Genomic DNA, 24,636 nt, shown 5'->3' with positions numbered 1-24,636 from the left:
CCCTGATGAACAACTATTGACATGTCACGGTCGTTCCCGCGAGAGTCGTCCCGCCAGTGATGCCGGTCTCGTCATGAGGAGCGATGCCCCATGCCCGAAATCCCTGAAATCTCACGCCGTTCGGTCCTGGGAGGAACACTGGCCACGGGGGCGCTCGCCGTCGGCCTCGGAGCCGCGGCACCGGCTACGGCGGCACCGGCCGCCGCCGCGCCCCGCCGGGCGGCCGGTCAGAAGTCCATGATCGGCGTCCCCTTCGAGGCGCACGACACGGTCCGGGTCGCCGTCATCGGGCTCGGCAACCGCGGATCCGGGATGACCACCGGCTGGGCCGCCGTCCCCGGCGCCGTCGTCACGGCCGTCTGCGACATCCGCGCCGACCGGGCCAAGCGCACCGCCGACCAGCTGGTGGCGGCCGGGAAGCCGCGCCCCGCGGAGTTCGGCGGGTCGGCGGACAGCTACGCGCAGATGCTGAAGCGCGACGACATCGACCTCGTGTACATCGCGACCCCGTGGGAGTTCCACTACCCGCAGGGCAAGGCGGCGCTGCTCGCGGGCAAGCACGTCGTCGTCGAACTGCCCATCGCGACCGAACTCGACCAGCTGTGGGACCTGGTCGACACCTCGGAACGCACCCGCAGGAACCTGATGCTCTCCGAGAACTGCAGCTACGGCCGCAACGAGCTGGCGATGCTCAAGATGGCCCACGAGGGACTGTTCGGGGAGCTGACCAACGGTCACGGCGGCTACATGCACGATCTGCGCGCGCTGCTGTTCTCCGACACCTACTACACCGACTCCTGGCGCCGGCTGTGGCACACCCGCTCCACCGCCTCCTTCTACGCCATGCACGGACTCGCCCCGATCGCGGCGGCCATGGACATCAACCGCGGCGACCGGATGACCACCCTCACCGCGACCGCGACCGCGCCGAAGGGGCTCGCCGACTACCGCGAGCGCTTCATGCCGAAGTCGCACCCGTCCTGGCAGGAGACGTACATCAACGGCGATCTGGTCACGTGCCAGATACGGACGGCGAACGGCCGGACCATCCGGGCCGAGCACGCGGTCAGCGCGCCGCGCCCGTACAGCAGGATCAACTCGCTCGTGGGCAGCCGGGGCATCTTCGAGGACTACGCCGGGAACGCGCCGACCGGTGCCCGCGTCTACGTCGAGCCCGACCACAGCGGTGACTACTGGCGCGACTTCGACACCTATCTCAAGGAGTTCGACCACTGGCTCTGGAAGAAGATCGGTGACGACGCCGCGAACAACGGGGGCCACGGCGGCATGGACTACGTCCTCCAGTGGCGCACGGTCCAGCTGATGCGGGCCGGCCTCGTCCCCGACATCGACGTGTACGACTCCGCCTCGTGGTGCGCGCCGGTGCCGCTGAGCGTGATGTCCCTCGCCGCGAAGGGGCGGCCCGTGGACATCCCGGACTTCACCCGCGGCTCCTGGGTGAATCTCCGCACCGGACTCGACTCCCGCAATACCGAGATGCCCCCCGTCGTCCGATGAACGCCCCCGCGAAGGAGCACGCCATGAGACCGGCCCGACTGATCGCCCCGCTGCGCGCCGCCGCCGTGGCGGCCGCCGTCCTGCTCGTCCCCGCCCAGGCGGCCACCGCCGCGCCCGCCCCGCCCGCCGCCGCGTCCGCCCCGGGGACCGAGGTCACCGTCTCCACCGTGGACCTGGACGGGCCCGCCATCTCCGAGGTGGAGGTCACCGTCCGCAACACCGCTCCGCAGCGCCTGCGTTCGCTGAAGGTGTCGTTCGGCGGACCGGTGGGCTGGGCGGTCCAGCCGGCCGTGCGGAGCGTGTCCGGGTCCCTGGCCACGGGCGCCTCCGTGTCCACGACCTTCCGGATCCAGGTGCCGGAGAAGCGTTCCGGGTTCGTGATCCGCACGTTCACCGCGACGGCGACGTACCAGGGTGGTGACGGCCTCGGCACGGCCACCGGCACCCGCACCGAACGCTCCGGCTCGCCGCAGGCGAACCTGGCGGCGGCGTACAACGCGGTGGCGATCACCGACGAGGCGGATACGAAGCCGGGCAACTACGACGGCGAGGGCAACAGCTTCTCCGCCCAGAAGCTCGCCGCCGTCGGTCTCACGCCGGGTGCCCGGGTCGAGGCCCTGGGCGCCGAGCTGACCTGGCCGGACGTCCCCGCCGGCAGCAAGGACAACGTGTCGAGCGCCGGACAGGCCGTCGCCCTCCCGGGCCGGGGCTCCGAGCTGGTGTTCCTGGGATCCGGCGTCGGCAGCGGGGCCACCGGCAGCGCCACCGTGTACTACACCGACGGGACCACGACCACCGGCTCGTTCGGGTTCCCCAACTGGTCGTTCGACCCGGCCGACGCCCACGGCGCCACCCTGGTCGCGTCCACGGACGGCCGCAACCGGCCCGACGGGTACGGCAACGCCACCGTGAAGTACCGCGTGTTCGCGCACTCCATCGCGCTGGACCCGGACAGGACCGTCGACTTCGTGGTCCTTCCGGCCAACGGGAACGTCCACCTCTTCGACATGAAGATCGCTCCCTGAAGGCGGCGAGGCCGCCCGCCGCACCCGGACGGGGTGCGGCGGACGGCCTCGGGACGCTCGCCGTGACGGCTCCGCCGGGGTCAGCCCCGGGCGAGGAGCTGGAGGGTGTCGATGACCCGGTTGGAGAAGCCCCACTCGTTGTCGTACCAGGCGACGACCTTGACGTGCCGGCCCTCGACCCGGGTCAGCGCCGAGTCGAAGATCGAGGAGGCCGGGTTGCCCGTGATGTCGGAGGAGACCAGGGCGTCCTCGGAGTACTCCAGGACCCCGGCGAGCGGGCCCTCGGCCGCCGCGCGGTAGGCCGCCAGCACGTCCTCGCGGGTCACGTCGCGGGCGACGGTGGTGTTCAGCTCCACGATCGAGCCGACCGGTACGGGCACCCGGATCGAGTCGCCGGACAGCTTGCCGTCCAGGTTCGGCAGCACCAGGCCGATCGCCTTGGCGGCACCGGTCGTGGTCGGCACGATGTTGACGCCGGCCGCGCGCGCCCGGCGGGGGTCGCGGTGCGGGCCGTCCTGGAGGTTCTGCTCCTGGGTGTAGGCGTGCACGGTCGTCATGAACCCGTGCTCGATCCCGGCGAGCTCGTCCAGGACGGCGGCCAGCGGGGCGAGCGCGTTCGTCGTGCAGGACGCGTTCGACACGATCGTGTGCAGCTCCGGGTCGTACGCGTCGGTGTTGACGCCGTACGCGAGAGTGACGTCGGCACCGTCGGACGGGGCGCTGACGAGCACCTTCCTCGCACCCGCGTCCAGGTGGGCGCGGGCCGCCTTCGCCGAGGTGAAGCGGCCGGTGGCCTCCAGGACGATGTCGACGTCCAGGGCCTTCCAGGGCAGCTTCGCCGGCTCGCGCTCGGCGACCACGGTGATGCGCCGCCCGTCCACGACGAGGACGTCGCCGTCGAGACCCACGGGCCGGCCGAGCCGGCCGGACGTGGAGTCGAAGGCGAGCAGCCGGGCCAGGGCGGCGGGCTCGGTGAGGTCGTTGACGGCGACGACCTCCAGGTCGGTGTCGCGCTCCAGCAGGGCGCGCAGCACATTGCGTCCGATGCGGCCGAATCCGTTGATGGCGATGCGAGTCATGAGCGATGTCCCTTCGTTTCGTCACCCAGCTTCGCTCGGAGAACGGCGGCCCGGCAGCGGCGCGGGCGCCACGGTTCGAAAGGATCGCGCCAGGGTGCGGGACGGGCTATTCGGTGCGCGCGAAGGTGCGCCGGTACTCGCTGGGTGTGGTGCCCAGGATGCGCTGGAAGTGCAGGCGGAGATTGGTTCCGGTGCCGAGGCCGGTCTCGGCGGCGATCTGTTCGACGCTGTGCTCCGAGCGCTCCAGGAGTTCACGGGCGCGGTCGACGCGGGCTCGCATGACCCACTGCATGGGGGTGTAACCGGTGTCCTCGACGAAGCGGCGGGAGAGCGTGCGCGGAGAGACGGCCGCGTGCCGGGCGAGCGCGTCGAGGGTGAGCTGTTCGCCGAGCCGGTGCAGCGCCCATTCGCGGGTGGCGGCGAAGCGTTCACCCAGGGGTTCGGGGACGCTGCGGGGCACGTACTGGGCCTGGCCGCCGCTGCGGTAGGGGGCGGCGACGAGCCGGCGGGCGGCGTGGTTGGACGCGGCGACGCCGAGGTCGCCGCGCAGGATGTGCAGGCACAGGTCGATGCCGGACGCGGCACCGGCCGAGGTGAGGACGCTGCCCTCGTCGACGAAGAGCACGTTCTCGTCGACCCGGATCAGGGGGTGCTTGGCCGCCAGGGCCCGTGCGTAGTGCCAGTGCGTGGTGGCGCGCCGGCCGTCCAGCAGTCCGGTGGCGGCGAGGGCGAAGGCCCCGGTCGAGATCGCGGCGAGCCGGGCGCCCCGGGCATGGGCGGCGACGAGCGCGTCCACGACGGGCCGGGGCGGGTCCTCGCGGTCGGGGTGGCGGTAGCCGGGGATGAAGACGATGTCGGCCCACTCCAGGGCGTCGAGCCCGTCGGCGACGTGGTACGAGAGTCCGTCGCCGCCCGTGACCAGACCGGGTGCGGCTCCGCACACCCGGACCTCGTACGGCATGCTCGCGCGGGTCGTGAACACCTGGGCGGGGATCCCGACGTCGAGCGGTTTGGCGCCCTCCAGGACGAGGACGGCGGCGCGGTGCAGTCGGTGGGCGGACACGCGCCCAGCGTACGAGGGGCCGGGCGGGGCGGGCGAACGGGCCGGAGCGGTCCTGCCGCCCCGGCCCGCCCCCGTTCAGCGGTCCTGCCGCCCCGGCCCGCCCCCGGGCTCAGCGGGCGTGCCGGGCCATCCAGTCCTCGACCTCGTCGGCGGACCGGGGCAGGCCGGCCGACAGGTTCTCGTGGCCGTCGGCGGTGACCACGAGGTCGTCCTCGATGCGGACGCCGATGCCGCGCCATTCCTCGGGCACGGTCAGGTCGTCGCGCTGGAAGTACAGTCCGGGCTCGACCGTGAGGACCATGCCCGGCTCCAGGACGCCGTCGACGTACTCCTCGCAGCGGGCGGCGGCGCAGTCGTGGACGTCCAGGCCGAGCATGTGGCCGGTGCCCGCCATGGTGAAGCGCCGCTGGAGTCCCAGTTCGTACGCGCGGTCGGCCGGTCCCTCGATGAAGCCCCACTCGACGAGCCGTCCGGCAAGGTGGCGCTGGGCGGCCTCGTGGAAGTCGCGGTAGGCCGCGCCCGGCTTGACCGCGGCGAATCCGGCCTCCTGCGCCTCGTACACCGCGTCGTAGACCCTGCGCTGGACGGGGGTGAAGGTGCCGCTGATGGGGAGGGTGCGGGTGACGTCGGCGGTGTAGAGGGTGTGGGTCTCCACCCCGGCGTCGAGCAGCAGCAGTTCTCCGGGGCGGACGGGGCCGTCGTTGTCCGTCCAGTGCATGATCGTGGCGTGGTCGCCCGCGGCGCAGATGGTGCCGTAGCCGACGGAGTTGCCTTCGAGGCGGGCGCGGCGCAGGAAGGTGCCCTCGATCCAGCGCTCGGAGGAGGCGACGGCGGTGGAGAGTTCGGCGACGGCGTCGGTGAAACCGCGCACGGTGGAGTCGACGGCCTTGCGGAGTTCGCCCAGCTCCCAGTCGTCCTTGACGAGGCGCAGATCGCTCAGGGCCTCCTCCAGTCCGGCATCGCGCTCCGGGTCGGTGCTCAGCGCCGCCTCCAGGACGGGGTCGATGCCCCGGACGACGCGGGTGGGCACGTCGGAGGCGGCGAGGTCGGCGGCCGCGGTGCGGACGTCGCGGCAGGGCAGGCCGAGGACGCGCTCCGCCTCGGCCAGGGAGCGGCGCCGCCCCATCCACAGCTCGGCCGTGGGACCGGTCCAGAACTCGTTGTCGTCCCGGCTGTCCCTCGGCAGCTGGAAGCAGTAGGCGTCGTGGCCGCCGTCGGCGCGCGGTTCCAGGACGAGCGCGCCGTCGCGGGCCCGGTCGCCCGTCATGTGGACGTAGCCGGAGTAGGGGCGGAAGGGGTACGTGTCGTCGTTGGACCGGGTCTTGAGGCGCCCGGCCGGGACGACGAGGCGTTCGCCGGGGAAGCGTGCGGACAGGGCGGTCCGGCGGCGGGCGGCGTACGGGGCCTGCTCGTCGGGGCTCAGATCGTGCTGCTCGGTGTCCGCCCAGCCGGTCCGCATCAGCGCGGACAGCTCCGGTGAGATCTCCGGGTAGAGGCGGTTCTTCCGGCCTTTCGCCACGTCATGCTCCTTCTTCGGGACGGTCTCCTGCGGCGCGGCCGCGTCGGGGGCCCGGGACGGGCCGGGCCGTTCCCCACGCGGACCGGGGCGCGCCGGTGGGCGCGCGCTCGCCGTCGCCGGTCGTCGGCACCCGGAGGCTATCCCTCGCGGCGGACCCGTGGTGCCCGACCGTGCCAGTGGCACTGATCGGCCATCCGGCTGGCGCGGCCCGCCGCGGCCCGGGCCCGCGCACGCCGTCACCGCCGCGGACGACGGCGTGTGCGGTTCCCGCCCGGGAAGGCGTCATAGTGGCGCCCATGACGAACGAGAGACTCGGCGAGGCGCTGCGGCTGCTGGGCATCGACGGGCCGGCGCGCCGGGTGTACCTGGCCCTGCTGGAGCGGGCGCCCGCCCCGCTGGAGGAGATCGGGGAGGCGGCCGGTCTGGCGGGCGCGGAGCTGGCGGGGGCGTACGCCGCGCTGGTGGACGCCGGGCTTGCGGGTGCGGCGGACGGGACCGGCGCGGTGGTGGTTCCGGTGCCGCCCGCGGCGGGGCTCGACGTCCTGGCCCGGCACCGTGCGGCCGAGGTCGAGGAGTCGCGGATCGCGGTCGGCGGCGCGTTCGACGTGTTCCGGCGGCAGCGGCTCGCCGCCTCGCCCGGCGATCTCGTGGAGGTGGTGACCGGGGACGCGGTCGGTCCGCGGATCCGGCAGGCGTGGGCGAGCGCGCGGGAGCAGATCCGGCAGTTCGAGTCGCCGCCGTACGTCCCGCTGGCCGGGGCCACCGAGGACGCGCTGGCGACCCTGGCGCGCGGGGTGACGCAGCGGGTCGTCTACTCGCGCGCGTCGCTGGAGCACCCGGGGCACCTCAAGGACGTCATCGAACCGTGTGTCCGGGCCGGGGAGCAGGCACGGGTGCTGCCGTCGGTCCCGGTCAAGCTGGTGATCATCGACGACGCGTACGCGCTGGTCTCGCTGTCGATCCGGGAGGCCGACGTGCACCACACGATGCTCGTCGTGCGGCCGTGCGGGCTGTTCTCGGCGCTGGTCGCGCTGTTCGAGGAGTCGTGGTCCGGTGCCCTGCCGTTCCACGGCCGCACCGCCCGGCCCGGCGGTCTCGCCCCGGCGGACCGGCGGCTGCTGTGGCTGCTGGCGGGCGGGGCGAGCGACGAGGTGATCGCCCGGGAGCTGGGCGTGAGCCGGCGCACGCTGTTCCGCCGGCTGTCCACGCTGATGGCCCGGCTGGGCGCGGCGAACCGGTTCCAGATGGCGCTCCGGGCCCAGCGCTCGGGCTGGCTGTGAACGGGCCCGGCGCGGCGGGCGGTCCGCCGCGCCGGGCCGGGTTCAGCGCACCTCGGCCGGCTGGCCGGGGTCGTCGAGGAAGCCGCCGGACTGGTGCTGCCACAGCTTCGCGTACGCGCCGTCGGTGGCGAGCAGTTCGTGGTGCGAGCCCTGTTCGACGATGCGGCCCCGGTCCAGGACCACCAGCCGGTCCATGGAGGCCACGGTGCTCAGCCGGTGGGCCACGACGAGGGCCGTCCGGCCCTCCATCAGCCGCCACAGGGCTTCCTGGACCAGGATCTCGCTCTCCGAGTCCAGGGCGCTGGTGGCCTCGTCGAGCAGCAGGATCGGCGCGTCGCGCAGAATGGCGCGGGCGAGGGCGACGCGCTGGCGCTGTCCGCCGGAGAGTTTGATGCCGCGCTCCCCCACCATGGTGTCGAAGCCCTCCGGGAGCGCGTCGGCGAACTCGGTGACGTGGGCCGCCTTCGCCGCGCGGCGGATCTCGGCCTCGGTGGCGTCGGGCCGGGCGAACGCGATGTTCTCCCGCAGGGTCCGGTGGAACATCGCCGGGTCCTGCGGTACGTACGCGATCTGCGCGCGGACGTCCGCCTGCCGCATCCGGCTGATGTCCTGGCCGCCGATGAGGATGCGGCCGCCGTCCACGTCCGACATCCGCAGCAGGAGCCGGCTCAGGGTGGTCTTCCCGCCGCCGGACCGGCCGACGAGGCCGATCCTGGTCCCGCTCGGCACATCGAGGTCCAACGACTCGAAGAGCGGTCCCGCTCCGGGGTGGGCGAAGGTGACCCGGTCGAAGCGGACGTCGGCGGAGCGGGAGAGCAGCGGCTCGGGGTGCTCGGGGTCGGTCAGCGCGGGCGGGGTCAGCAGCAGTTCGGTGAACTGGGCGGCCTCCGTCATCGAGCTCTCCAGCCGCCGGTAGATCTGGTTGAACTCGAACATGATGCGGGTGGCGTTGGAGTAGTAGGTGAACGCGACGACGACGGCCTCCACCCCGTGGCTCCCGCCTCCGAGGGCGACGGCGAGCAGCAGGCCCAGGGCGTTGGTCAGCACGGACATGGGCGCGACGAAGGTGTCGATGCGCAGATTGCCGTAGTCCCACGAGCGCAGGGTGAGCCGCCGCGATTCGGCGACGCGGGAGCGGTGCTCGGCCGCCTCGCGCCGCTCGGCGGCGAAGGCCCTGACCGTGTCCATGTTCATCAGGCTGTCGGCGACATGGCCGGAGACCCGGGCGATCGCCTCCTCGCGCCTTGCCACGAGGGCCTGCCGGCGCCGGATGAGCGGGGCGACACAGACCCCCGTCACCAGGATCATCGTCAGCAGTCCGACGACGAGGAGCGGTTCGTAGCGCCACAGCACCACGGATCCGAAGAGCAGCGGGACGAAGCTGCCCACGACCGAGAAGGTCAGGGTGTCGATGAAGTCCTCGAAGCGGGAGGCGAAGCTGAGGACCCGCTTGGTCAGCGATCCGGCGAAGTTGTCGTGGAAGAACGTGGCGTCCTTGGCGTACAGCTCGTCCATGCCCTGGACGTAGAGGCTCTCGATGCCGAGCGCGTCCAGCCGGTTCAGGAAGTGCAGCCCGATCCGCCAGCAGGTCTCGGCGAGCAGCAGTACCACGGCGAAGCCGGCCACGTAGGGGAGCATCGAGCGGAGCGAGAGATCGGAGTCGCCGGCGATCCGGCCGACGAGTTTCGCGACGACGAGCGGCGCGACGTAGCTGATGCCGATGTTGCCGAGCGCCGGGAGCAACATCGCCGGCGCGGTCATCCGTTTTCGGCGGGTCAACTCCCTTCCGTAGTAGCGGAGTGCGAGGAGGACGGAGCCCTTGCGGGGCCCTTCGTGCGTCTGAGGCGTACCCATGCCAACCCTGTGTCGTTCGTGCGGTGTGCCCACGCCCCGGCGGGTCCCTCCGCCCACGACGACGCGCCGGCAACGTCCCCCGCGTGGTCGGCGGCGGTGTGTCGGAGTGGGAGGGGGGAGGTGGGCGATTCGCCCCAGTCTCCCGCCGTCGCGGCCGGCGAGTCCACGCGTTTTTCCCGGCCACATCTCATGCCATCGGGATGGCCGGTTCCCTGCGGTCGGGGCAACGGCCCCGGCCGGAGCCGAGGCTGCGGCGGGACCGGACCCGCGGCATGGACATCCGTTCGCCGCGTCCTCCCGTCCCGGCCGTTACCGCCCTTTCCGTACGGACGTTCTCAGGGAGCCGGAACCCCTTGCCCGGACCGACGATCGGAGCTTCCATGCCCACCTCCCCGGTGCACGCGACGCAGCTGCCGCACCTGCCTCACCAGCCTCATCTGCCCCAACAGCCCGACGGCCGGATCCCGGGCTGGCTGCCGCCGGAGGAGTACGCCGAGACGGTACTGAAGGCGACCGCCTTCGCGTGCCTGTACTTCACCGACGAGGACGACCGGCCGCTCCAGCTCAGGGCGGTGTACTCCCGCAGCCACCCCTGGCAGCTGGTCGGCGGCACGATGGATCCGGGCGAGCGGCCCTGGGAGACGGCGCTGCGGGAGTGCCGGGAGGAGACCGGGATCGTCTTCGACGGTCCGCCGTCGCTGCTGGCCACGGTGTTCGGCCAGCCCGGGGCGGAATGGCCGTACGCGACCATCGGGTTCGTCTTCGACGGCGGGCGGCTCACCGCCGGGCAGTTGGGGACGCTGACCCTCGATCCGGCCGAGCACGACGCGGCGCGGGTCCTTCCGCTGGGGCGGTGGCGGGATCTGATGCCCCGGCGGGACTTCGTCCGGCTGGAGGCGGTCGCGGAGGCCCGGCGTTCCGGAACGGCCGCCTATGTCGGTGCCTGGGACTGGGAGCGCTGAGGGCGGCGGTCCGGGCCCGGTACGCTCGCGGGCTCCGGACCCTTCTCACCGAGCGGATCGATTCAATGGATGTCGAGTTCACCGGCCGCGTCGTCGAATGGCGTGGTCCCTCGCCGTACTTCTTCGCCACCGTGCCCGAGGAACGGTCCGCCGACATCCAGGAGGTGGCGGCGACGGCCACGTACGGCTGGGGCGCGGTCCCCGTCGAGGCCCGCATCGGCGGGACCGTGTTCACGACGTCGCTGTTCCCCCGGGACGGCGGCTATCTGCTTCCGCTGAAGTCGGCGGTCCGCCGCTCGCGGAATCTGGCCGCGGGGGACGACGTGAGCGTACGGATGACCGTCCGGCTCCAAGGCACCCGATGACCGGCGCAGCGGCGGGCGCGGCGGACGAACCGCTGGCCGGCGGCATGGTGAACGCGGGCGCGGTGGTCCGCCGGGGCGATCTCGTCGAACGTCCGGCGCCCCGGTCCGCGCCCGCCCTCCACGCCCATCTGCGGGCCCTGCGCGAGCGCGGCTTCGACGGGGCTCCCCTGCCGGCCGGCCCCGTGACGGACGGCCACGAGCGGCTGACGTTCCTCCCGGGGGACGTGGCACTCCCTCCGTTCCCGTCCTGGGCGATGACGGAGGACGCCCTGCGCTCGGTCGGCGCGCTGCTCCGCCGGCTGCACGACACCTCGGCCTGCATCCCGTTCGACACGGACGCCCCGTGGCCGGGCGATCTGTCGGACCCCCGGGGCGGCCCCCTGCTCTGCCACAACGACGTCTGCCCGGAGAACGTCGTCTTCCGCGACGGCCGCGCCGTCGCCCTGATCGACTTCGACCTGGCCGCCCCGGGCCGGCCCCTCTGGGACCTCGCGATGACCGCCCTCTACTGGGCCCCGGCCGTCGACCCGGCGACGGCCGCCACCGCCTACCCCGCCGGGCTCGACGTACCGCGCCGGCTCCGTATCCTCGCGGACGGCTACGGCCTCCCCGCCCCGCGACGGGCCGAACTCCCCCTGGTGATCGAGGAGGCCACCGCCGCGTGCCGGGCCTTCGTGGCCCGCAAGCTGGCGGACGGGGACCCCGCCTACACCCGGGTCTGGGCCGCACGCGGCGGCAGCTGGGAGCGCTGGGACCGCCGTCAGGCCTGGCTGGCGGCGAACCGCGCGGTGTTCGCGGCCGCGCTGAGCGAGGGCCTGTCCTAGGGCCTGTCTGACCATTCCCGTCTGCCGGGTGCGGCCGGCCCGCCCCGCCCACCGCTGATCGAAAACCTGTGGCCCCGCGCCCTCACGCCCGCGACGATGACCCGCATGAGCGACCGACCCGCGCGCTGGACCAGCGCCACCGTATATCCCGACATGTGGACGGATCCCGACCAGGACCCCCGTGAGCGCGAAGGGCCGGGCCCGGAGGGGGAGGCCGAGACCTTGCGGGACTTTCTGGCCGACTACCGGCTGACGTTGAAAATGAAGTGCGAGGGGCTGGACGCGGAGCAGCTGGCCCGGCGGTCGGTTCCGCCGTCGACGATGTCGCTGCTCGGTCTCGTCCGGCATCTGGCCGAGGTGGAGCGGGACTGGCGCAACTGGATCCGTGACGAGGAGCGGCTGCCCCGGCTGTACGGCCCCAAGGACGCGGACTTCGACGGGGCGGTCGCCGACCCGGCGGCGGTCGAGAGCGCCTTCGGCGATCTGGCCCGCGAGCAGTCCGCGCTCGACGACGAACTGGCCGTCCACCCGGACCTCGGGGAGCGGCTGGGCCGGGAGGAGATCGCGGTCCGGGAGCTGATGGTGCACCGGATCGACGAGTACGCCCGGCACTGCGGCCATGCCGACCTGCTGCGCGAATGCGTGGACGGACGGGTGGGCCAGTGATCCCCGGGCCCGCCGGTCCGTCCGGCGGGCCCGCTCCGGGCGCCCCGGCCGGTCGTGCCGCTCCCTCGGACCCCGCCGGAGGGCGGGCGGCGCGCCGTGCCGTGATACTGGCCGGTGTGCGGCCGAAACGAGAGGGGGGCGGAGGTGAGCGCAGCGCCGTTCCTCGACCCGGGGATGTTCGACGACGCCGTGGCGGCCGTCGCGCTGCTGATGGGCCCCGAGCACCGGCTGCTGTACGTCAACCCCGCCTTCACCCGGCTCTTCGGCCCGCGCACCCTCGGGCTGCCGGCCCGTGAGGCGTTTCCGGAACCGGACGCGAGCCGGTTCCTCGGCGTCCTGGAGGACGTCCGGCGCAGCGGGCGTCCCCGTCAGGTGACCGGACGGCGGCGCACCGATCCCGGCGCGCTGTCCCAGGCCCGGCACTTCGTGTACTCCTGTACACCCGTCGCCACCCGGCGCGGCGGCGGGATCCTCGCCATCGCGATGGACACCACCGCGGAGACGTACACCCTCCAGCGGTACGAGGCCCTGGCCACCGCCGTCTCCCAGATGGTGTGGGTGATGTGGCCGAACGGCACGATGGACGAGCTGGTGCCCGGCTGGGAGGCGATCACGGGGCTGCCGTGGCGTTCCCGGGCGGACGACGGGTGGTTCGCCGTCGTCCACCCGCGCGACCGGGACGCGTTGCACGCGGCCTGGCTGGAGGCAGCCGCCGAACCGCAGAGCGTCTTCGAGCACACCTTCCGGGTCCGTACGGCGGGCGGCGCGTACCGCCATATGTTCTCCCGGGCGGTGCCGGTGGTGCGCGACGGTTCCGTCGCGGAGTGGATCGCGGCCACCGCCGATGTGGAGGACGCCTGGCGCACCCAGTTGCGTGAGCGCCTGCTGGCCCAGATCGCCGAGAGGCCGCGGACCAGTCTGGCCCAGGCGTTCGGGACGGTGGTGGACACCATCGTCCCGGAGGTCGCCGACGCCTGTCTGATCCTCACCCTCGATCACGACGAATGGCCGGTGCCCTCCCATGTGGCCCTGCGGGCCGGCCGGATCGCGAGCGCCTCGCGGCCGGGGCTGCCGGCGCCCCCGGCGCTGCTGGGGCAGAGCGTCCCGGTCACCGCCCCGCTGCGTGAGCTGCTGGAGCAGGGGGCGCCTCGGACCTTCGTCGTGCCGCCCGGCGGTTGCGTACCGCCGGGTCTGGTCCCCCGGGTCACCGAGCGCTGGCTGACGGCGGCGGGCGCCACCAGCGTCACCCTCGTCCCCCTGCGGAGCGAGGACACCCTGCTCGGCTACGCGGTCGCGGCGACCTGTGACGACAGCCCCGTCCCGGGTCCGGCGGAGACCGAACTGCTCCGCGACGTCCTGCACCACGCGCAGCAGCCGATCCACCGGGTCCTGGAGCACGGCCGGGCCCGCCGCACGGCGCTGCGGCTCCAGCGTGCCCAGCTGACCCGGCCGCCCGAGGTCCCCGGCGCGGCCGTGGCCGCCCGCTACCAGCCGGCCAGCAGCACCCGGGAGATCGGCGGCGACTGGTACGACGCCTTCCTGCTCCCGGACCGCAGCCTCGTCCTGGACATCGGTGACGTCGCCGGGCACGATCTGACCGCCGCGGCCGCGATGGGCCAGATGCGCAGCATGCTCCGCGCGCTCGCGTACAGCTGCGGGCTCAACGCCTCGCCGTGCGATGTGCTCGAAGAGCTGGACGCGGTCGCCGAGGGTCTGGAGGCGGCCCCGTTCACCACGGTGGTCCACGCCCATCTGCGGCCCCGGCAGGGCGGCGGCTGGAACGTCGCCTGGTCCAACGCCGGGCATCCGCCGCCGCTGCTGATCCCCGCGCGCGGCACCCCGCGGTACCTGACGGGCCCCGTCACGGACCCTCCGCTGTGCGTGGACCCGGGTCTGGTCCGCACCACGCACCACCATGTCCTGTCCCCCGGTGACACCTTGCTGCTGTACACGGACGGGCTCATCGAGCGGCCGGCCACCACGCTCACCCGGGGGCAGAACCGTCTCGTGAAGGCGGCGCTGCGGCACCGGCGGCTGCCGCTGGACGATCTGCTGCACCGGCTGCTGACCCTGTCCGACCACCGCGACGACACCGCGATGATCGCCTTCCGAGCCGGCTCCGGCTCCGGCTGACGCGCGGGACCGGCGCGGTGCGCCGGTCCCGCGTGCGGCCTCAGCCGGGCAGGCGGGCGGTGACGACCTTCGTCGAACCGCCGTCCGTCCGGTCCGTGGCGTAGAACGCGGCCTCGCCCCGGTTGTTCACCCCGATGCCCTCGGTCGGCACCCAGTGCTGGGTGTCCACCATGGCCGAGAGGTCGTACATCCGGCCCTGCGGATCCCATACGACCGCTGTGGTGGCGTCGGGCTGGAGTTCCGCGGTGCCGACGATCCAGCCGGCCTCGTTGACGGCGAGGGCGTCGGCGTCGAAGCCGAAGTCCGGCAGCCGGGTCATCGTGCCGCCCTTCCCGAGGACGAAGGCGTCGTGGCCGCTGGTGCCGACGACCGTCCCGGCCTCATTGATGTCGCGGGCGATGCTGTCCGCCATGCCGGGCAGGGTGCCGAGGTCGGTGACCGTACCGTCGGGGGCCCACTCCACGGCCCGGCGCTGTCCGTCCTTTCGGGAGTGGCCGACGACGAGACCGGAGTTGTTCACGGCCAGTGGTTCGGTGAGGTCGCGCTGCGAGGTCAGGTGCGGCAGCTTCGTGAATCCGCCGTCCTTCGTCCAGACGAAGCCGTCGTTGACCGTGAGCCTGCGGCCGGTGGCCGGGTCGGTGACCAGCCCGGAGGCGTTGCCGACGACGGTGCCCTCGTCGTTGACGGCGAAGGCCCGGTCGTAGGTGTACGTCTCCCAGTCGGGCAGCGGCAGCGTGGTGAGGGTGCCGTCCGGGGCCCAGACGCCGCCCCGGGTGCCGCCCTCGGAACGCGTCAACTGCCCGACGGCGTAGCCGGCTTCCGGGCTGGCGTTGAGCGCGTGGCCCTCGCGGGCTCCGGCGTTGTCCAGCGCCGTGACGCCGCTCTCCGCATCCCAGCGGATGGGCTGGGAGCGGCCGGCGGTCTGCTTGGACCCGACGATCCGGCCCCGGTCGTCGAGATCGAAGGCGATGGCCGGGCCGAACGAACCGGTGACCTCCGCCTTCGGCTGGGTGACCGCGCCGATCAGGACGTCGGAGCTGCCGATGACGGTGCCGTCGTCGGTGACCAGGGAGAAGCGGCCGACCGGACGGCGGCCGGCGGGCGGCCGGGTATCGGGAACCATCCGGCCCCGGACGGCCAGCGACGCCCCGGACGCGAGGTCGGCGGGGGTGTCGTCCTCCACCGTCGTGGAGCCGAGCGAGTCGGAGAACAGCGTGTCCTGGATGTCGAACTCCGTGCTCCCGGAGGGAACGCTGACCCCCGCGATGTAGAGCAGGTAGTAGCCGGGGGCGGGCTTGTCCACGGTGATCGTCTCCTGGGAGCCGCCGTTGGTGGAGGAACCCACCACCGCACCGCTCTGGGCGACGAGGAACAGGTCCAGGTCGGCCTTCGGGTCGGAGGCGTTGCCCATGGACACCTCGAAGCGCGAGGCGTCCCGGGGCACGGTGATCTGCTTGCCGGTCATCTGCTGGTCGCCGAGGGTGGGCCGGGCCTGCGCCAGGGCTCCCAGCGCACCGCCGGCCGCGTGGGCCCGGACCGGAGCGAAGGTGTTGACGGCGGTGACGTTCCGCTCCAGCGGGGCGTGCAGTGCCGCCTCGTCGACCACGGCCGACGGCGGGTCGACGGTGGCTCCCTGGACGGTGGCGGTCAGCCGGTAGGGGTTCTTCAGCAGCGGCGAGGTGCGGCGGCTCTCAATCTCGAACTCCCAGACACCGGGCATCGGGTGCTCGTACACCCGGGTGGTGGAGTCGCAGTCCTTCTCGTCGGAGTAGTGGGTGTAGCAGCGGCCGGCGGCGGTGTCGTCGACCGGCAGGCCCTGGGGGTCGACGGCCAGGAAGCGCGTCTGGGAGTCCTTCGCGATCCGGTCCATGGCGACGCGGACGGCCGCGGCGCCCTTGGGAACGGTGACGAACACCGAGCGGGTCCGGTTGCGCACGGCGTCACCGGAGGCCGTGGTCCGGTAGGAGGGGGCGGCCGGGCGCTCGGCGACGACGACGGTGACGAGCACCATCCGGTCGACGCCCGGGGTGGCCGGGTCGTCGACGCGCAGGACGGCGGAGTGGGCGCCGGTGGAGGCGGTGCGGGCGCGGACCGGGACGGTGACGGTGCGTCCCTTGTCCAGGCGGACCCGGCGCGGCGCGTCGAACGTGCCGTCGTTGCCGAGCCAGGACAGCAGCGTGGTGGCGCTCCCCTCCCCCGTGCGCGTGAGCCGGACGTCGTAGGTGCGGGTCTCGCCCGTGACCTGGCCGCCGTCCTGGGGCGTGGCGCAGCGGTTGTAGACGCCCTCGCCGCTGTCCGGGGTGGCGAGCATGCCGGAGAGCGCGCCGCAGACGGGCGCCTTCACGTCGTACGCGGTGGGTTCGGCCGTCCGGCCGCCCCGGCCCAGGGTCTGCCAGGCGGCGGGCACGGAGAGCAGTCCGGCGCCCTGGGCGTACGCGGGCTCGTCGGCGAGGAAGCGGGCGGAGCCGGTGAGGGCGGCGCGGAGCGCGGCCGGGGCGATCTTCCCGCGACCGGTGGCCGCGGCGGCGGAGAGCAGCAGGGCCGCGTCGCCGGTGGCCATCGGGGAGGCCATCGAGGTGCCGTTGAACATGCCGTAGCCGGGTGGCAGTTCGTATCCGGCCTGGGGAACGGGTGAGCCGGGCAGCCAGGTCGGTATGGAGGAGACCGCGGCGCCGGGCGCGATCAGGGTCGGCTTCATACCGCCGTCCTCGCGGGGTCCCCGGGCCGAGAACGGGAAGAGCGCCTGGCCTGCCGTGACCTCGGAGCCGTAGTCGGCCCGCCAGGTCTCGCGGCTGACCGAGGCGCCGACGCTCACGACCCGGCCGGCCACGGACGGATCGCCGACGGTGTTCATGCCGGGGCCGTCGTTGCCGGCGGAGACGAAGATCTGTACGCCGTACTCGTCGATGAGCCGGTCGTACAGGACGGCCCGGACGTTCTGGCCGTCGTTGAGGGCGGGCAGACCGCCGATGGAGAGGTTGACGACGTCGACGTGCTTGTTCACGACGGCGTCGATCATGCCCTCGACCAGGGCGTACGAGGTGCAGCCCGAGCTGAAGAGGCAGACGCGCTCGGAGACGATGCGGGCGCCGGGCGCGGCGCCGTTCATCTTCCCGCCGAACATGCCGTGACCTGCGGTGATGCCGGCGACATGGGTGCCGTGGGCGCCGGAGACGATGCCGATGTTGACGAAGTCGGCGGTCTTGCCCTCGTTGCCGCCGCCGCGCGGGGACAGGTCGACGTCGTCGCGGTATTCGACGGTGAAGGGCAGCGACTCGACGACGGGGGTGGCCGGGTCGTCGGTGCCGAAGCGGGCCGTGGTGCCGCTCTCCGCGTACGGGCGGACGATCTCGTCGGCCTCGAAGGAGTGGTCGAGATCGGTGTCGACCCAGATGGCGTGGTCGGACTTGCGGTAGAGGACGCCGAAGCCGTCGTTGTAGTCCCCGTCGCGGTTGACGTCGCCCTCCAGCTCGCTGCCCCAGGTGCCGCTCTCCTTGAAGACCTGGAACCGGAAGTCGCCCTCGGGCGCCTTCCAGTCGGCGCCGCCGGTGGTGAAGGCCGGTCCGGTCACCTTGGTGCGCATCTCGATCCAGGTCGGGTCCTGGTCGGTCACGGGGTCGGTGGCGGTGACCCAGTCGGCGATCTTGGGCGCTCCGGTCGTCGTGGTGCGCAGCGCCGGGTGGCTCGGGTCCACTCCGGTGTCCAGGATGCCGACGGTGACGCCCCGGCCGTCCCAGGCGGGGTGGTCCGCGACGAAGTCGACGGCACCGGTGTCGGCCGTCGGCAGGTAGGGGTTGGCGGCGGGTGTCTCCGGGCCGGGGGCGGGAGCGCTCTTCGCGGGTGCTCCGGCCTTGCGGTCGGCGGCGGTGACGGGGGACGGGTCCGGCAGTGCGAACGTCTCGCCGAGGTCGATCGCGGTGACGCTGCCGAGTTCCGCGAGCTTCTCCGCCCGGTCCGTCGGCACGGTGGCGCGTACGTAGCCGAGCCGGTCGTCGGCGGTGGCGACGTGTCCGCCGAGTCGGGCGACGTCGGCGCGCAGCCGGGCGGTGGCACCCTTCGGGGCGGCGAGCAGGACGGTGACGGTCTTCTTCTTGCCGGACCGGGCCTTGTCGAGCAGGGTGCGGTCGTGGGCGCCGAGCTTGTCGTGCCGGACGTCCTTGGGCACGTCGGCCTTGCGGGCGCCGAGCGGGCGCGGGATCTCCGCGCCCGGGGCGGCCTGCGCGGCCTGGGCGGTCGGTCCGGCGAGGCTCAGCAGGGAGCCCGCCAGGGTGGCCGCGAGAGCGATGGCGGTGAGCGCTCGCCCGCGGGAAGTGGATGGTGGTCGCACGGTCCCTCTTTCGGTCGGTAGTACCTCCCGGAAGGTCTAGGTGACCGGCCCCGTCCACGTCAGCGGCCCGGCGTGGCGGGATGTCGACATGTCGTATGCACGCCACCGTGTCCGGCACGGAACGCGACGGCGCCCCGCCCTCCGGACGAACCGGCGGACGGGGCACGGGACTTCAGCGGTGCCCGGCGGTCAGGGACCGGGGTCCTCCGGGGGCCGGCCGGTGCCGAGGCGGCGGTTGAGCGGGGGTTCCTGGGCCAGTACGGCACCGATCGTGAACGCGAAGGTGAGCGCTCCGCAGACCACGATGAGCCAGGACAGCATCGTCAGGACGAGGCCGAGCGAGCCGTACTCGCCCAGGGCCCGGTCGAGCGCCCCCGGCATGTAGAGCCGCGCGGTGAGGCCGAGGGCGGTGGTGGCCGAGGCGCCCAGCAGGGAGCCGGGCAGCAGCGGCAGCCAGTCCACCCGGCCCGCGAGCAGCAGGTGCTGGGTCCACAGCCAGACCCCGGTGCTGACGAGGAAGAAGGCCGGCACGCCCAGCCACATGCCGGCGCCGAAGCCGTCCCGCAGCGGTGCCTGGAGGAGGACGACGACCAGCAGGGCCAGCAGCCACACCGCCCAGCGCCAGGCCGCGATCCGGGTTCCTGCCTTCGGCAGTCCCCAGGCCCGTTCGCACACCCGGGCCATGGCGCGGCTGAAGCTGGTGGCCGAGACCAGGGCGACGAGTGCGCCGACGATGCCCGTGGTCTCGCGCAGTTCCTCGGACCCGGAGCCGCCCAGGACCTGCTGGAGCTCGTGGTCCGCGCGTCCGGTCAGCCCGAACATCGACCGCAGGGACTCCCGCAGCTGGTCCCGGACGCTCTGCGGGGCGAAGGCCGCCAGGGCGAAGAGCAGCGGCACGGAGGCCAGGAACGCCTGGGCGGCGAGCCGGGTCCCGGCGTCGAGCAGATTGCCGCTCATCAGCCGGTTCGTCAGCTCGGAGAGCACGGGGAACCGTGTCTCCGCCCCTGCCCGTATGTCCCGTGCCCGGCTGGTCCACGACATGCCGCCTCCCGACCCGTCCTCCCCCATTGGACGCAACACGGCGGCCCCGGGCCACTCCGCCGTGTCGTCGGGGGGAGCGGGCCGGGGCCGCGCGTGTCCGGACGGACCTCAGTCCCGGATCGCGAACGCCCGGACGACGGTCTGCCGGGTGCGGTTGCCCGCCGCGTCCCGGGCGGTGACCCGCAGAGTGGCGGTCTCGGCGCCGGCGGGTGCCCGGTGCAGGACGGTGGTGGCGGAGCCGTCGGGGCGTACGTGGGGTTCGGCGGCGTCGCCCCAGGTGGCGCCGTCGTCGTACGAGACCTCGACCCGCAGGCTCGTCACGGTGCCGCCCCGGTAGCCGTCGGTCCGGTGGGTGGCGATGCGCAGCGGCACGGAGCGCCGCCCGGAGACGCTGTTGGCGCCGTCGAGCGCCAGATCGTAGTCGATGAAGATCACCGGCAGGACGGCGCACGGGTGGTCCGCACCGAACACCTCGGTGCAGCCGGTGGCGGTGTCTCCTGCCGAGGGCGCCTCGGAGCGGAAGGTGTACGAGGTGTCCGTGCGGGTGCCGAGGGTCTCCAGTGCGGTGGTCCTCCGTCGGACGGTCTGGTCGATGCGGTACTCGGCGTCCTGGGGGACGAAGAGCCGGTCGGAGGTGGTCTCCTGGCCGTCGCGGTGGTAGGCGAACGTGGTCGTGGAGAAGCCGGTGCCGTAGTGGCCGGGGTCGGAGTCGCCGTAGGGGGCCAGCAGGAAGCTCGCGCCGGTGTCGGCGCGGCAGAGCGGGCAGCTGATGCGGCGCGGCAGGGTGGGATGCTGCGGGGCGCGTCCCCAGGCGCGTGCGTCGCTGCTGCCCGGCCGGAACTCCTTCGGGTACTCGTCGAGGGCGGCGTCGGACAGATCGGAGGTGCGGACCGTCTGGGCGTAGCTGCTGTCGTCCGCGTACACGTAGTCGGTGCGGGTGCCCGGGGCCAGGTGCCGGGCACCGGTGCGGAAGGCGGACTTCTCCCAGCCGTGCCAGGTGGTGAGCACGTCGTCCGCGAGACGGGTCGCGCCGTCCGCGTGGAAGGTGTTGACGAGACGGGCGAACTGTCCGGGGCGCGCGGTGGCCGTCGTGGCGGCGGGCAGGGCGCCGGAGGCGTGGAAGGGCAGGGTGTACGTGAAGCGGCTGTCGGGGCGGGCCGCGAAGGTCACGGTCGCCGGGCCGTCGGCGAGGGCGGCCAGCAGCGGGGCGCCCTGGGCGGCGGTGACGGCGGCCGAGGGCAGGGCGCTGTTCCCGTTGTCCTGGACGAGGCCCGCCGCGTCGGCCGGCAGGACCACGAGGACGGCCGTGGCGCCGTGCTCGGCGGCCTTGGCGATGACGGGGACGAGCCAGCCGTTGGTGCGGACGACGGCGACCTTGCCGGTGACGTCGGTGCGCGCGTAGTCCGCGTCGGTTCCGGTGCCGGCGTCGGCCGCCGTGAGCGTCCGGGTGCCGTCGAAGCGCCGTCCCAGGTCGGGGGTGAGCAGGTCGAGGGCGGCGGTGCGGCCCGCGCCGTTCCAGGTGGCGCGGACCAGGGGGTCGCGCAGCCGGTGCTCGGCGGTGAACTCGAAGGTGCCGTGCTCCGCGGTGGTGTGCGAGGGGATGGCGCCGTACGCGGTGGTGCTGTCGGCCGTGCCCTTGGCGGATCCGATCGCGGCGCTCGCCCCGTCGTCGAGGGTGCGGCGGGCGACGGTGCCGAGGGCGGCGCGCTCCAGGGGGCGGTCCTCCCCGTCGATCCTCGCGGTCAGCGGCCGGGCCAGGCGGGCGTCGACGGCCACGGAGCTGTCGCCGTCGACGACGAACTCCGGCTCGGCGAAGTGGTCGAGGGCGACGACGCGCTTGCCGGAGTCGTAGGTGGTGACGAGCGACTGGAGGGCGTAGTGGCCCTCCGGCAGCACGGTCTGCCAGGTGCCCTCGCCCATCAGTGTGACGGACTTGAGCTGGGCGTCCCCGGGCGTGAGGTCGAGGATCTGGAGGTTGGTCTGGCCCGCGGCCCGGCCGTCGCGTCCGGTGAGCGTGAAGGTGACCGTGCGGCGCGGGGGCTGTTCGGTCCAGCCGACGGCCGTGGTGCGGGTGAGGCCGTCCCCGGTGGCGGTCAGATAGCCGTCGTACCGTCCGGTGCCCGTGCGGGAGGGGTCGACGGTGAGCGTGACGGCACGGCTGCCGTGCGCCGGGACGGTGACGGACGCGGCGGAGAGGGTGGCGGCGCCGTCGGGCACCTCGGCACCCCGGTCCAGCTTCAGGTCCAGGGCGAGGGTGACGTCCCGGTCGCCGTCGTTGGTGTAGACGATGTCCTTGCCGCGCGGTTCCCGGGCGTCGCGCAGGTCGCCGAAGTCGGCGGTGCCGGTCGCGGTGACCGGGGCGGCGGAGGCCCGGTCGACGGCGAGCCGGCCCGTGCCCTGCTCGTACACGTCGTTGCCGGCACCGGTCCTCGCGGAGGAGACCAGGGCGTCCTTGAGCCGCTCGGGCCCCCAGTCGGGGTGCTGCTGCACGAGGAGCGCGGCGGCGCCCGAGACGTGCGGGGCGGCCATGGAGGTGCCGCTGATCGCGCTGTAGTCGGTGTCGACCACCGGGCCGAGCTGGGTGCCCGCGGCACGGGCGGAAACGATGTTCACGCCCGGGGCGGTGATCTCCGGCTTGAGGGCGCCGCCCACGGTCGGGCCGCGGCTGGAGAAGTCGGCGAGCCGGTCCTGGGCGTCGGTCGCGCCGACGGTCAGGGCCCTGGCCGCGATGCCGGGCGTGCTGACGGTGGTGCGGCCGGGGCCGGTGTTGCCCGCGGAGATGACGAACAGCGCGCCGGACGAGCCGGTCAGCTCGTCCACGGCCTCGCTGATCGGGTCGCCGCTCTCCTCCGTCTCGGCGCCGAGGCTCATGGAGATGATGTCGGCGCCCTGCGCGGCGGCCCACTCCATCCCGGCGATCACGGAGGACTCGTCGCCGTTGCCCCGGTTGTCGAGGACCTTGCCGACCAGGAGCCGCGCCCCGGGGGCGACGCCCGTGTACCGTCCGCCGGACGCGGCGCCGCTTCCGGCGACGATCCCGGCGACGTGGGTGCCGTGGCCGCGGCCGTCCTGCACGTCCTGTCCCGGCACGAAGCTCTTCGCACCGGCGACGCGGTCCGCGAGGTCGGGGTGGGCCAGGTCGATGCCGGTGTCCAGGACGGCGACCTTGACGCCGTCGCCCCGGTACCCGCTCTTCCACACCTCGGGGGCGCCGATCTGCGGCACGCTCACGTCGAGGGTCGCGTGCAGCTTGCGGTCGGGGTGGAGGACCGCCTTCGGCCCGTTCATGACGCTGCGGTAGAAGGCCCGGACGTCGGTCTTGTCGACGGTGACGGCCGTGGCGCCGAGCGAGGGCAGCGCGGTGTGGTGCTCGACACCGGGCTGGGCGGCGGCGCGCGCGGTGAGCGCGGACCGGGCGGCGCCTGCCGCGTAGTCGACGATCAGCGGCAGTGTGGCACGCGCGTCGTCGTCGCGGCCGTCGGCGACGAGCCGGGTGACGTTGAACAGCTCCCGGTCCAGGCGGCCTTCGGCGAGCCCGGTGCCCGCGCCGTCCGGGATGACATAGGTGTCGCCGGCGGGCGTGGACTCGGTGTGGAAGGTGGTGTCGGTGCCGGGGGCGGGTTCGGCGTCGTACGAGGTGCCGCCGTCGGCCGCCGTGGTGACGGTGACCGTGTCGCCGGTGACCAGCGTGACGGTGGCCGTACGGGCCGCCGCGGTGTCGGCCCGTGCGGTGAGGCCGACGGGGGCGGCGGGCGCCGACGTCGCGGCGGGCAGGGGACCTGCCAGGGAGACGGCGAGCGCGGCGGCGAGCACGAGGGCTCGGCTGCCGCGTGGTGAAAGTCCCGTTTGCTCGGCGGCGGACAGCGCTGCCTTCCGAGCACGGCCTCCGCCGCGCGGAACGGATCGGGCCTGCATGAGGGCTCCTGGGTGGGCGAGGCACGGCACCCGCTCCCGGACGGCAACGGGCGGTGGTCCCGGTGGCCGCGATGTCCGCCACGGCCACCGGTCCTGACCGCTCGTCATGCTCGGGCCCCGGTCCGTCCGTCAGGAAGGGACCGGGGCTGGCGAGATCACGTCATGCCGTGATGTCGCCAGCGCCTCCGGTCCGGCCGCTCAGCCCCCGTTGCGGCTCGCCAGGTACTCCGTCATCCCCGCCCCGGTCAGCGGGTAGTAGTCGGAGAGCCGTCCGCCCTCGTCCAGCCGCTTGCGGGCGAAGGCCTCGCGGTCCTGGTGCAGCAGGGCGTCCTCGGCGAGCGGGACCGCCCGGTCCTGCGGGACGACGACCGCGCCGTCCTCGTCGGCGACGATCAGGTCGCCGGGCGTCACCAGGGTGCCGCCGACGCCGACCGGCACGTTGTAGGCGGCCGGGAACAGTTCGGTCTGGGAGGCGTAGTGCGGGGTGACCCCGGTGCACCAGACGGGCACGCCGAGCGCGCGGATCCGCGCCGCGTCACGGATCCGGCCGTCCACGACGATCCCGGCGCCGCCGCGCAGTTTGAAGTAGCGCACCAGCATGTCGCCGAGGCAGCCGGTGAAGTGGCTGCCCTGGGCGGCCACGACGAGGATGTCGCCGGGGCGGATGGATTCGAGGACGCCCCACAGCGGGGTCTTGGCCTCGATGTCCTCCTGCTCGGCCCCGTTGAACACGTCCTCGCGCTGCGGCAGGAACTGGAGGGTGACCGCGCCGCCGGTGACCTTGACGTCCGGCTCGCGGTGCAGCGGAACCGGTCCGTCGATGAAGGTCCGGGTGATCCCCATCTGATGCAGTTTCGCGCAGGCCGTCGCCGCGCTCACCCCCGCCAGGGCCTCCACCATCCGGTCGGTGGGCCGTACGTAGTCCGCGGTGTGGACCGGCGCCCGCATCGACACGTAGCGGCCCTCCTCCGTCCCGTTCAGCCGGGATCCGCCCGTGGACGGCGCTTCCTGATCCCCAATCGGGTGCATGCACTTGCCTCTCCGCGCGCTCGTCGCACGCCATGC

16 protein-coding genes are annotated in these 24,636 nt (G+C 73.7%); 8 read left to right on the top strand and 8 right to left on the bottom strand.

Annotated elements, in window-relative coordinates:
• Positions 1 to 90: 90 nt before the first annotated feature.
• Both ACFVDM_RS10600 and ACFVDM_RS10595 read left to right on the top strand, forming a co-directional pair.
• Complete coding sequence (locus ACFVDM_RS10600; RefSeq protein WP_383635928.1) at positions 91 to 1,518, top strand: Gfo/Idh/MocA family protein; 1,428 nt, start codon at positions 91 to 93, stop codon at positions 1,516 to 1,518.
• Between the two features lie 23 nt (positions 1,519 to 1,541).
• Complete coding sequence (locus ACFVDM_RS10595) at positions 1,542 to 2,543, top strand: NEW3 domain-containing protein (protein ID WP_383635925.1); 1,002 nt, start codon at positions 1,542 to 1,544, stop codon at positions 2,541 to 2,543.
• Positions 2,544 to 2,623: 80 nt separating this feature from the next.
• Here the strand turns inward: ACFVDM_RS10595 and gap are convergent, their stop codons facing one another.
• The 3 genes from gap to ACFVDM_RS10580 all read right to left on the bottom strand — a co-directional run bounded on the left by gap (position 2,624) and on the right by ACFVDM_RS10580 (position 6,204).
• Complete coding sequence (gap, locus tag ACFVDM_RS10590; protein WP_383635922.1) at positions 2,624 to 3,622, bottom strand: type I glyceraldehyde-3-phosphate dehydrogenase; 999 nt, start codon at positions 3,620 to 3,622, stop codon at positions 2,624 to 2,626.
• A 106-nt stretch (positions 3,623 to 3,728) separates the two neighbouring features.
• Positions 3,729 to 4,685, bottom strand: coding sequence for a GlxA family transcriptional regulator (locus ACFVDM_RS10585; RefSeq protein ID WP_383635918.1), 957 nt, complete (start codon positions 4,683 to 4,685; stop codon positions 3,729 to 3,731).
• Positions 4,686 to 4,794: 109 nt separating this feature from the next.
• Positions 4,795 to 6,204 carry an aminopeptidase P family protein gene (locus tag ACFVDM_RS10580; protein ID WP_383635915.1) on the bottom strand — a complete coding sequence of 470 codons (1,410 nt, stop codon included), beginning with the start codon at positions 6,202 to 6,204 and terminating at the stop codon, positions 4,795 to 4,797.
• 296 nt (positions 6,205 to 6,500) lie between these two features.
• Between ACFVDM_RS10580 and ACFVDM_RS10575 the strand changes: the two genes are divergently transcribed.
• Positions 6,501 to 7,484, top strand: a complete 984-nt coding sequence (locus ACFVDM_RS10575; protein WP_383635913.1) for a LuxR family transcriptional regulator — start codon at positions 6,501 to 6,503, stop codon at positions 7,482 to 7,484.
• A 42-nt stretch (positions 7,485 to 7,526) separates the two neighbouring features.
• Here the strand turns inward: ACFVDM_RS10575 and ACFVDM_RS10570 are convergent, their stop codons facing one another.
• Positions 7,527 to 9,338 carry an ABC transporter ATP-binding protein gene (locus ACFVDM_RS10570; RefSeq protein ID WP_383635910.1) on the bottom strand — a complete coding sequence of 604 codons (1,812 nt, stop codon included), beginning with the start codon at positions 9,336 to 9,338 and terminating at the stop codon, positions 7,527 to 7,529.
• Positions 9,339 to 9,718: 380 nt separating this feature from the next.
• Here ACFVDM_RS10570 and ACFVDM_RS10565 point away from each other — a divergent pair, with 380 nt between their 5' ends.
• From ACFVDM_RS10565 to ACFVDM_RS10545, 5 genes are all read left to right on the top strand, one after another.
• Positions 9,719 to 10,300, top strand: coding sequence for an NUDIX domain-containing protein (locus ACFVDM_RS10565; protein WP_383635907.1), 582 nt, complete (start codon positions 9,719 to 9,721; stop codon positions 10,298 to 10,300).
• A 65-nt stretch (positions 10,301 to 10,365) separates the two neighbouring features.
• Positions 10,366 to 10,665 carry a DUF1905 domain-containing protein gene (locus ACFVDM_RS10560; protein WP_383635904.1) on the top strand — a complete coding sequence of 100 codons (300 nt, stop codon included), beginning with the start codon at positions 10,366 to 10,368 and terminating at the stop codon, positions 10,663 to 10,665.
• Positions 10,662 to 11,489, top strand: a complete 828-nt coding sequence (locus ACFVDM_RS10555) for a phosphotransferase (RefSeq protein WP_383635901.1) — start codon at positions 10,662 to 10,664, stop codon at positions 11,487 to 11,489. Before ACFVDM_RS10560 ends, ACFVDM_RS10555 begins: the two co-directional genes overlap by 4 nt.
• 105 nt (positions 11,490 to 11,594) lie before the next feature.
• Complete coding sequence (locus tag ACFVDM_RS10550) at positions 11,595 to 12,155, top strand: DinB family protein (RefSeq protein ID WP_383635898.1); 561 nt, start codon at positions 11,595 to 11,597, stop codon at positions 12,153 to 12,155.
• A 144-nt stretch (positions 12,156 to 12,299) separates the two neighbouring features.
• Positions 12,300 to 14,288, top strand: coding sequence for a SpoIIE family protein phosphatase (locus ACFVDM_RS10545; RefSeq protein ID WP_383635895.1), 1,989 nt, complete (start codon positions 12,300 to 12,302; stop codon positions 14,286 to 14,288).
• Positions 14,289 to 14,328: 40 nt separating this feature from the next.
• Here the strand turns inward: ACFVDM_RS10545 and ACFVDM_RS10540 are convergent, their stop codons facing one another.
• The 4 genes from ACFVDM_RS10540 to ACFVDM_RS10525 form a co-directional block, all read right to left on the bottom strand.
• On the bottom strand, positions 14,329 to 18,615 hold the full coding sequence (locus ACFVDM_RS10540; protein WP_383635892.1) for a S8 family serine peptidase: 4,287 nt from the start codon (positions 18,613 to 18,615) through the stop codon (positions 14,329 to 14,331).
• Positions 18,616 to 18,804: 189 nt separating this feature from the next.
• The gene (locus ACFVDM_RS10535) at positions 18,805 to 19,656 is read right to left on the bottom strand and encodes a YhjD/YihY/BrkB family envelope integrity protein (protein ID WP_383635889.1); all 852 of its coding nucleotides are present in this window, start codon (positions 19,654 to 19,656) and stop codon (positions 18,805 to 18,807) included.
• 108 nt (positions 19,657 to 19,764) lie between these two features.
• Complete coding sequence (locus ACFVDM_RS10530; RefSeq protein ID WP_383635886.1) at positions 19,765 to 23,469, bottom strand: S8 family serine peptidase; 3,705 nt, start codon at positions 23,467 to 23,469, stop codon at positions 19,765 to 19,767.
• Positions 23,470 to 23,769: 300 nt separating this feature from the next.
• A complete protein-coding gene (locus ACFVDM_RS10525; RefSeq protein WP_383635883.1) occupies positions 23,770 to 24,600 on the bottom strand; it encodes a ribonuclease activity regulator RraA in 831 nt (276 codons plus the stop codon).
• Positions 24,601 to 24,636: the final 36 nt, after the last annotated feature.

Source organism: Streptomyces sp. NPDC057682 (assembly GCF_042799575.1).
Lineage (GTDB): Bacteria > Actinomycetota > Actinomycetes > Streptomycetales > Streptomycetaceae > Streptomyces.
Note: the sequence above shows the minus strand (reverse complement) of the source record. Positions and strands in the feature narration are given on the sequence as shown.

What these genes read in the sequence shown, in the direction of transcription:
- ACFVDM_RS10575 (WP_383635913.1), top strand. Translation starts at nt 6,501, where the DNA reads ATGACGAACGAGAGACTCGGCGAGGCGCTGCGGCTGCTGGGCATCGAC.
- ACFVDM_RS10555 (WP_383635901.1), top strand. Translation starts at nt 10,662, where the DNA reads ATGACCGGCGCAGCGGCGGGCGCGGCGGACGAACCGCTGGCCGGCGGC.
- ACFVDM_RS10535 (WP_383635889.1), bottom strand. Translation starts at nt 19,656, where the DNA reads ATGTCGTGGACCAGCCGGGCACGGGACATACGGGCAGGGGCGGAGACA.
- ACFVDM_RS10565 (WP_383635907.1), top strand. Translation starts at nt 9,719, where the DNA reads ATGCCCACCTCCCCGGTGCACGCGACGCAGCTGCCGCACCTGCCTCAC.
- ACFVDM_RS10600 (WP_383635928.1), top strand. Translation starts at nt 91, where the DNA reads ATGCCCGAAATCCCTGAAATCTCACGCCGTTCGGTCCTGGGAGGAACA.
- ACFVDM_RS10595 (WP_383635925.1), top strand. Translation starts at nt 1,542, where the DNA reads ATGAGACCGGCCCGACTGATCGCCCCGCTGCGCGCCGCCGCCGTGGCG.
- ACFVDM_RS10570 (WP_383635910.1), bottom strand. Translation starts at nt 9,338, where the DNA reads ATGGGTACGCCTCAGACGCACGAAGGGCCCCGCAAGGGCTCCGTCCTC.
- ACFVDM_RS10560 (WP_383635904.1), top strand. Translation starts at nt 10,366, where the DNA reads ATGGATGTCGAGTTCACCGGCCGCGTCGTCGAATGGCGTGGTCCCTCG.
- ACFVDM_RS10525 (WP_383635883.1), bottom strand. Translation starts at nt 24,600, where the DNA reads ATGCACCCGATTGGGGATCAGGAAGCGCCGTCCACGGGCGGATCCCGG.
- gap (WP_383635922.1), bottom strand. Translation starts at nt 3,622, where the DNA reads ATGACTCGCATCGCCATCAACGGATTCGGCCGCATCGGACGCAATGTG.
- ACFVDM_RS10550 (WP_383635898.1), top strand. Translation starts at nt 11,595, where the DNA reads ATGAGCGACCGACCCGCGCGCTGGACCAGCGCCACCGTATATCCCGAC.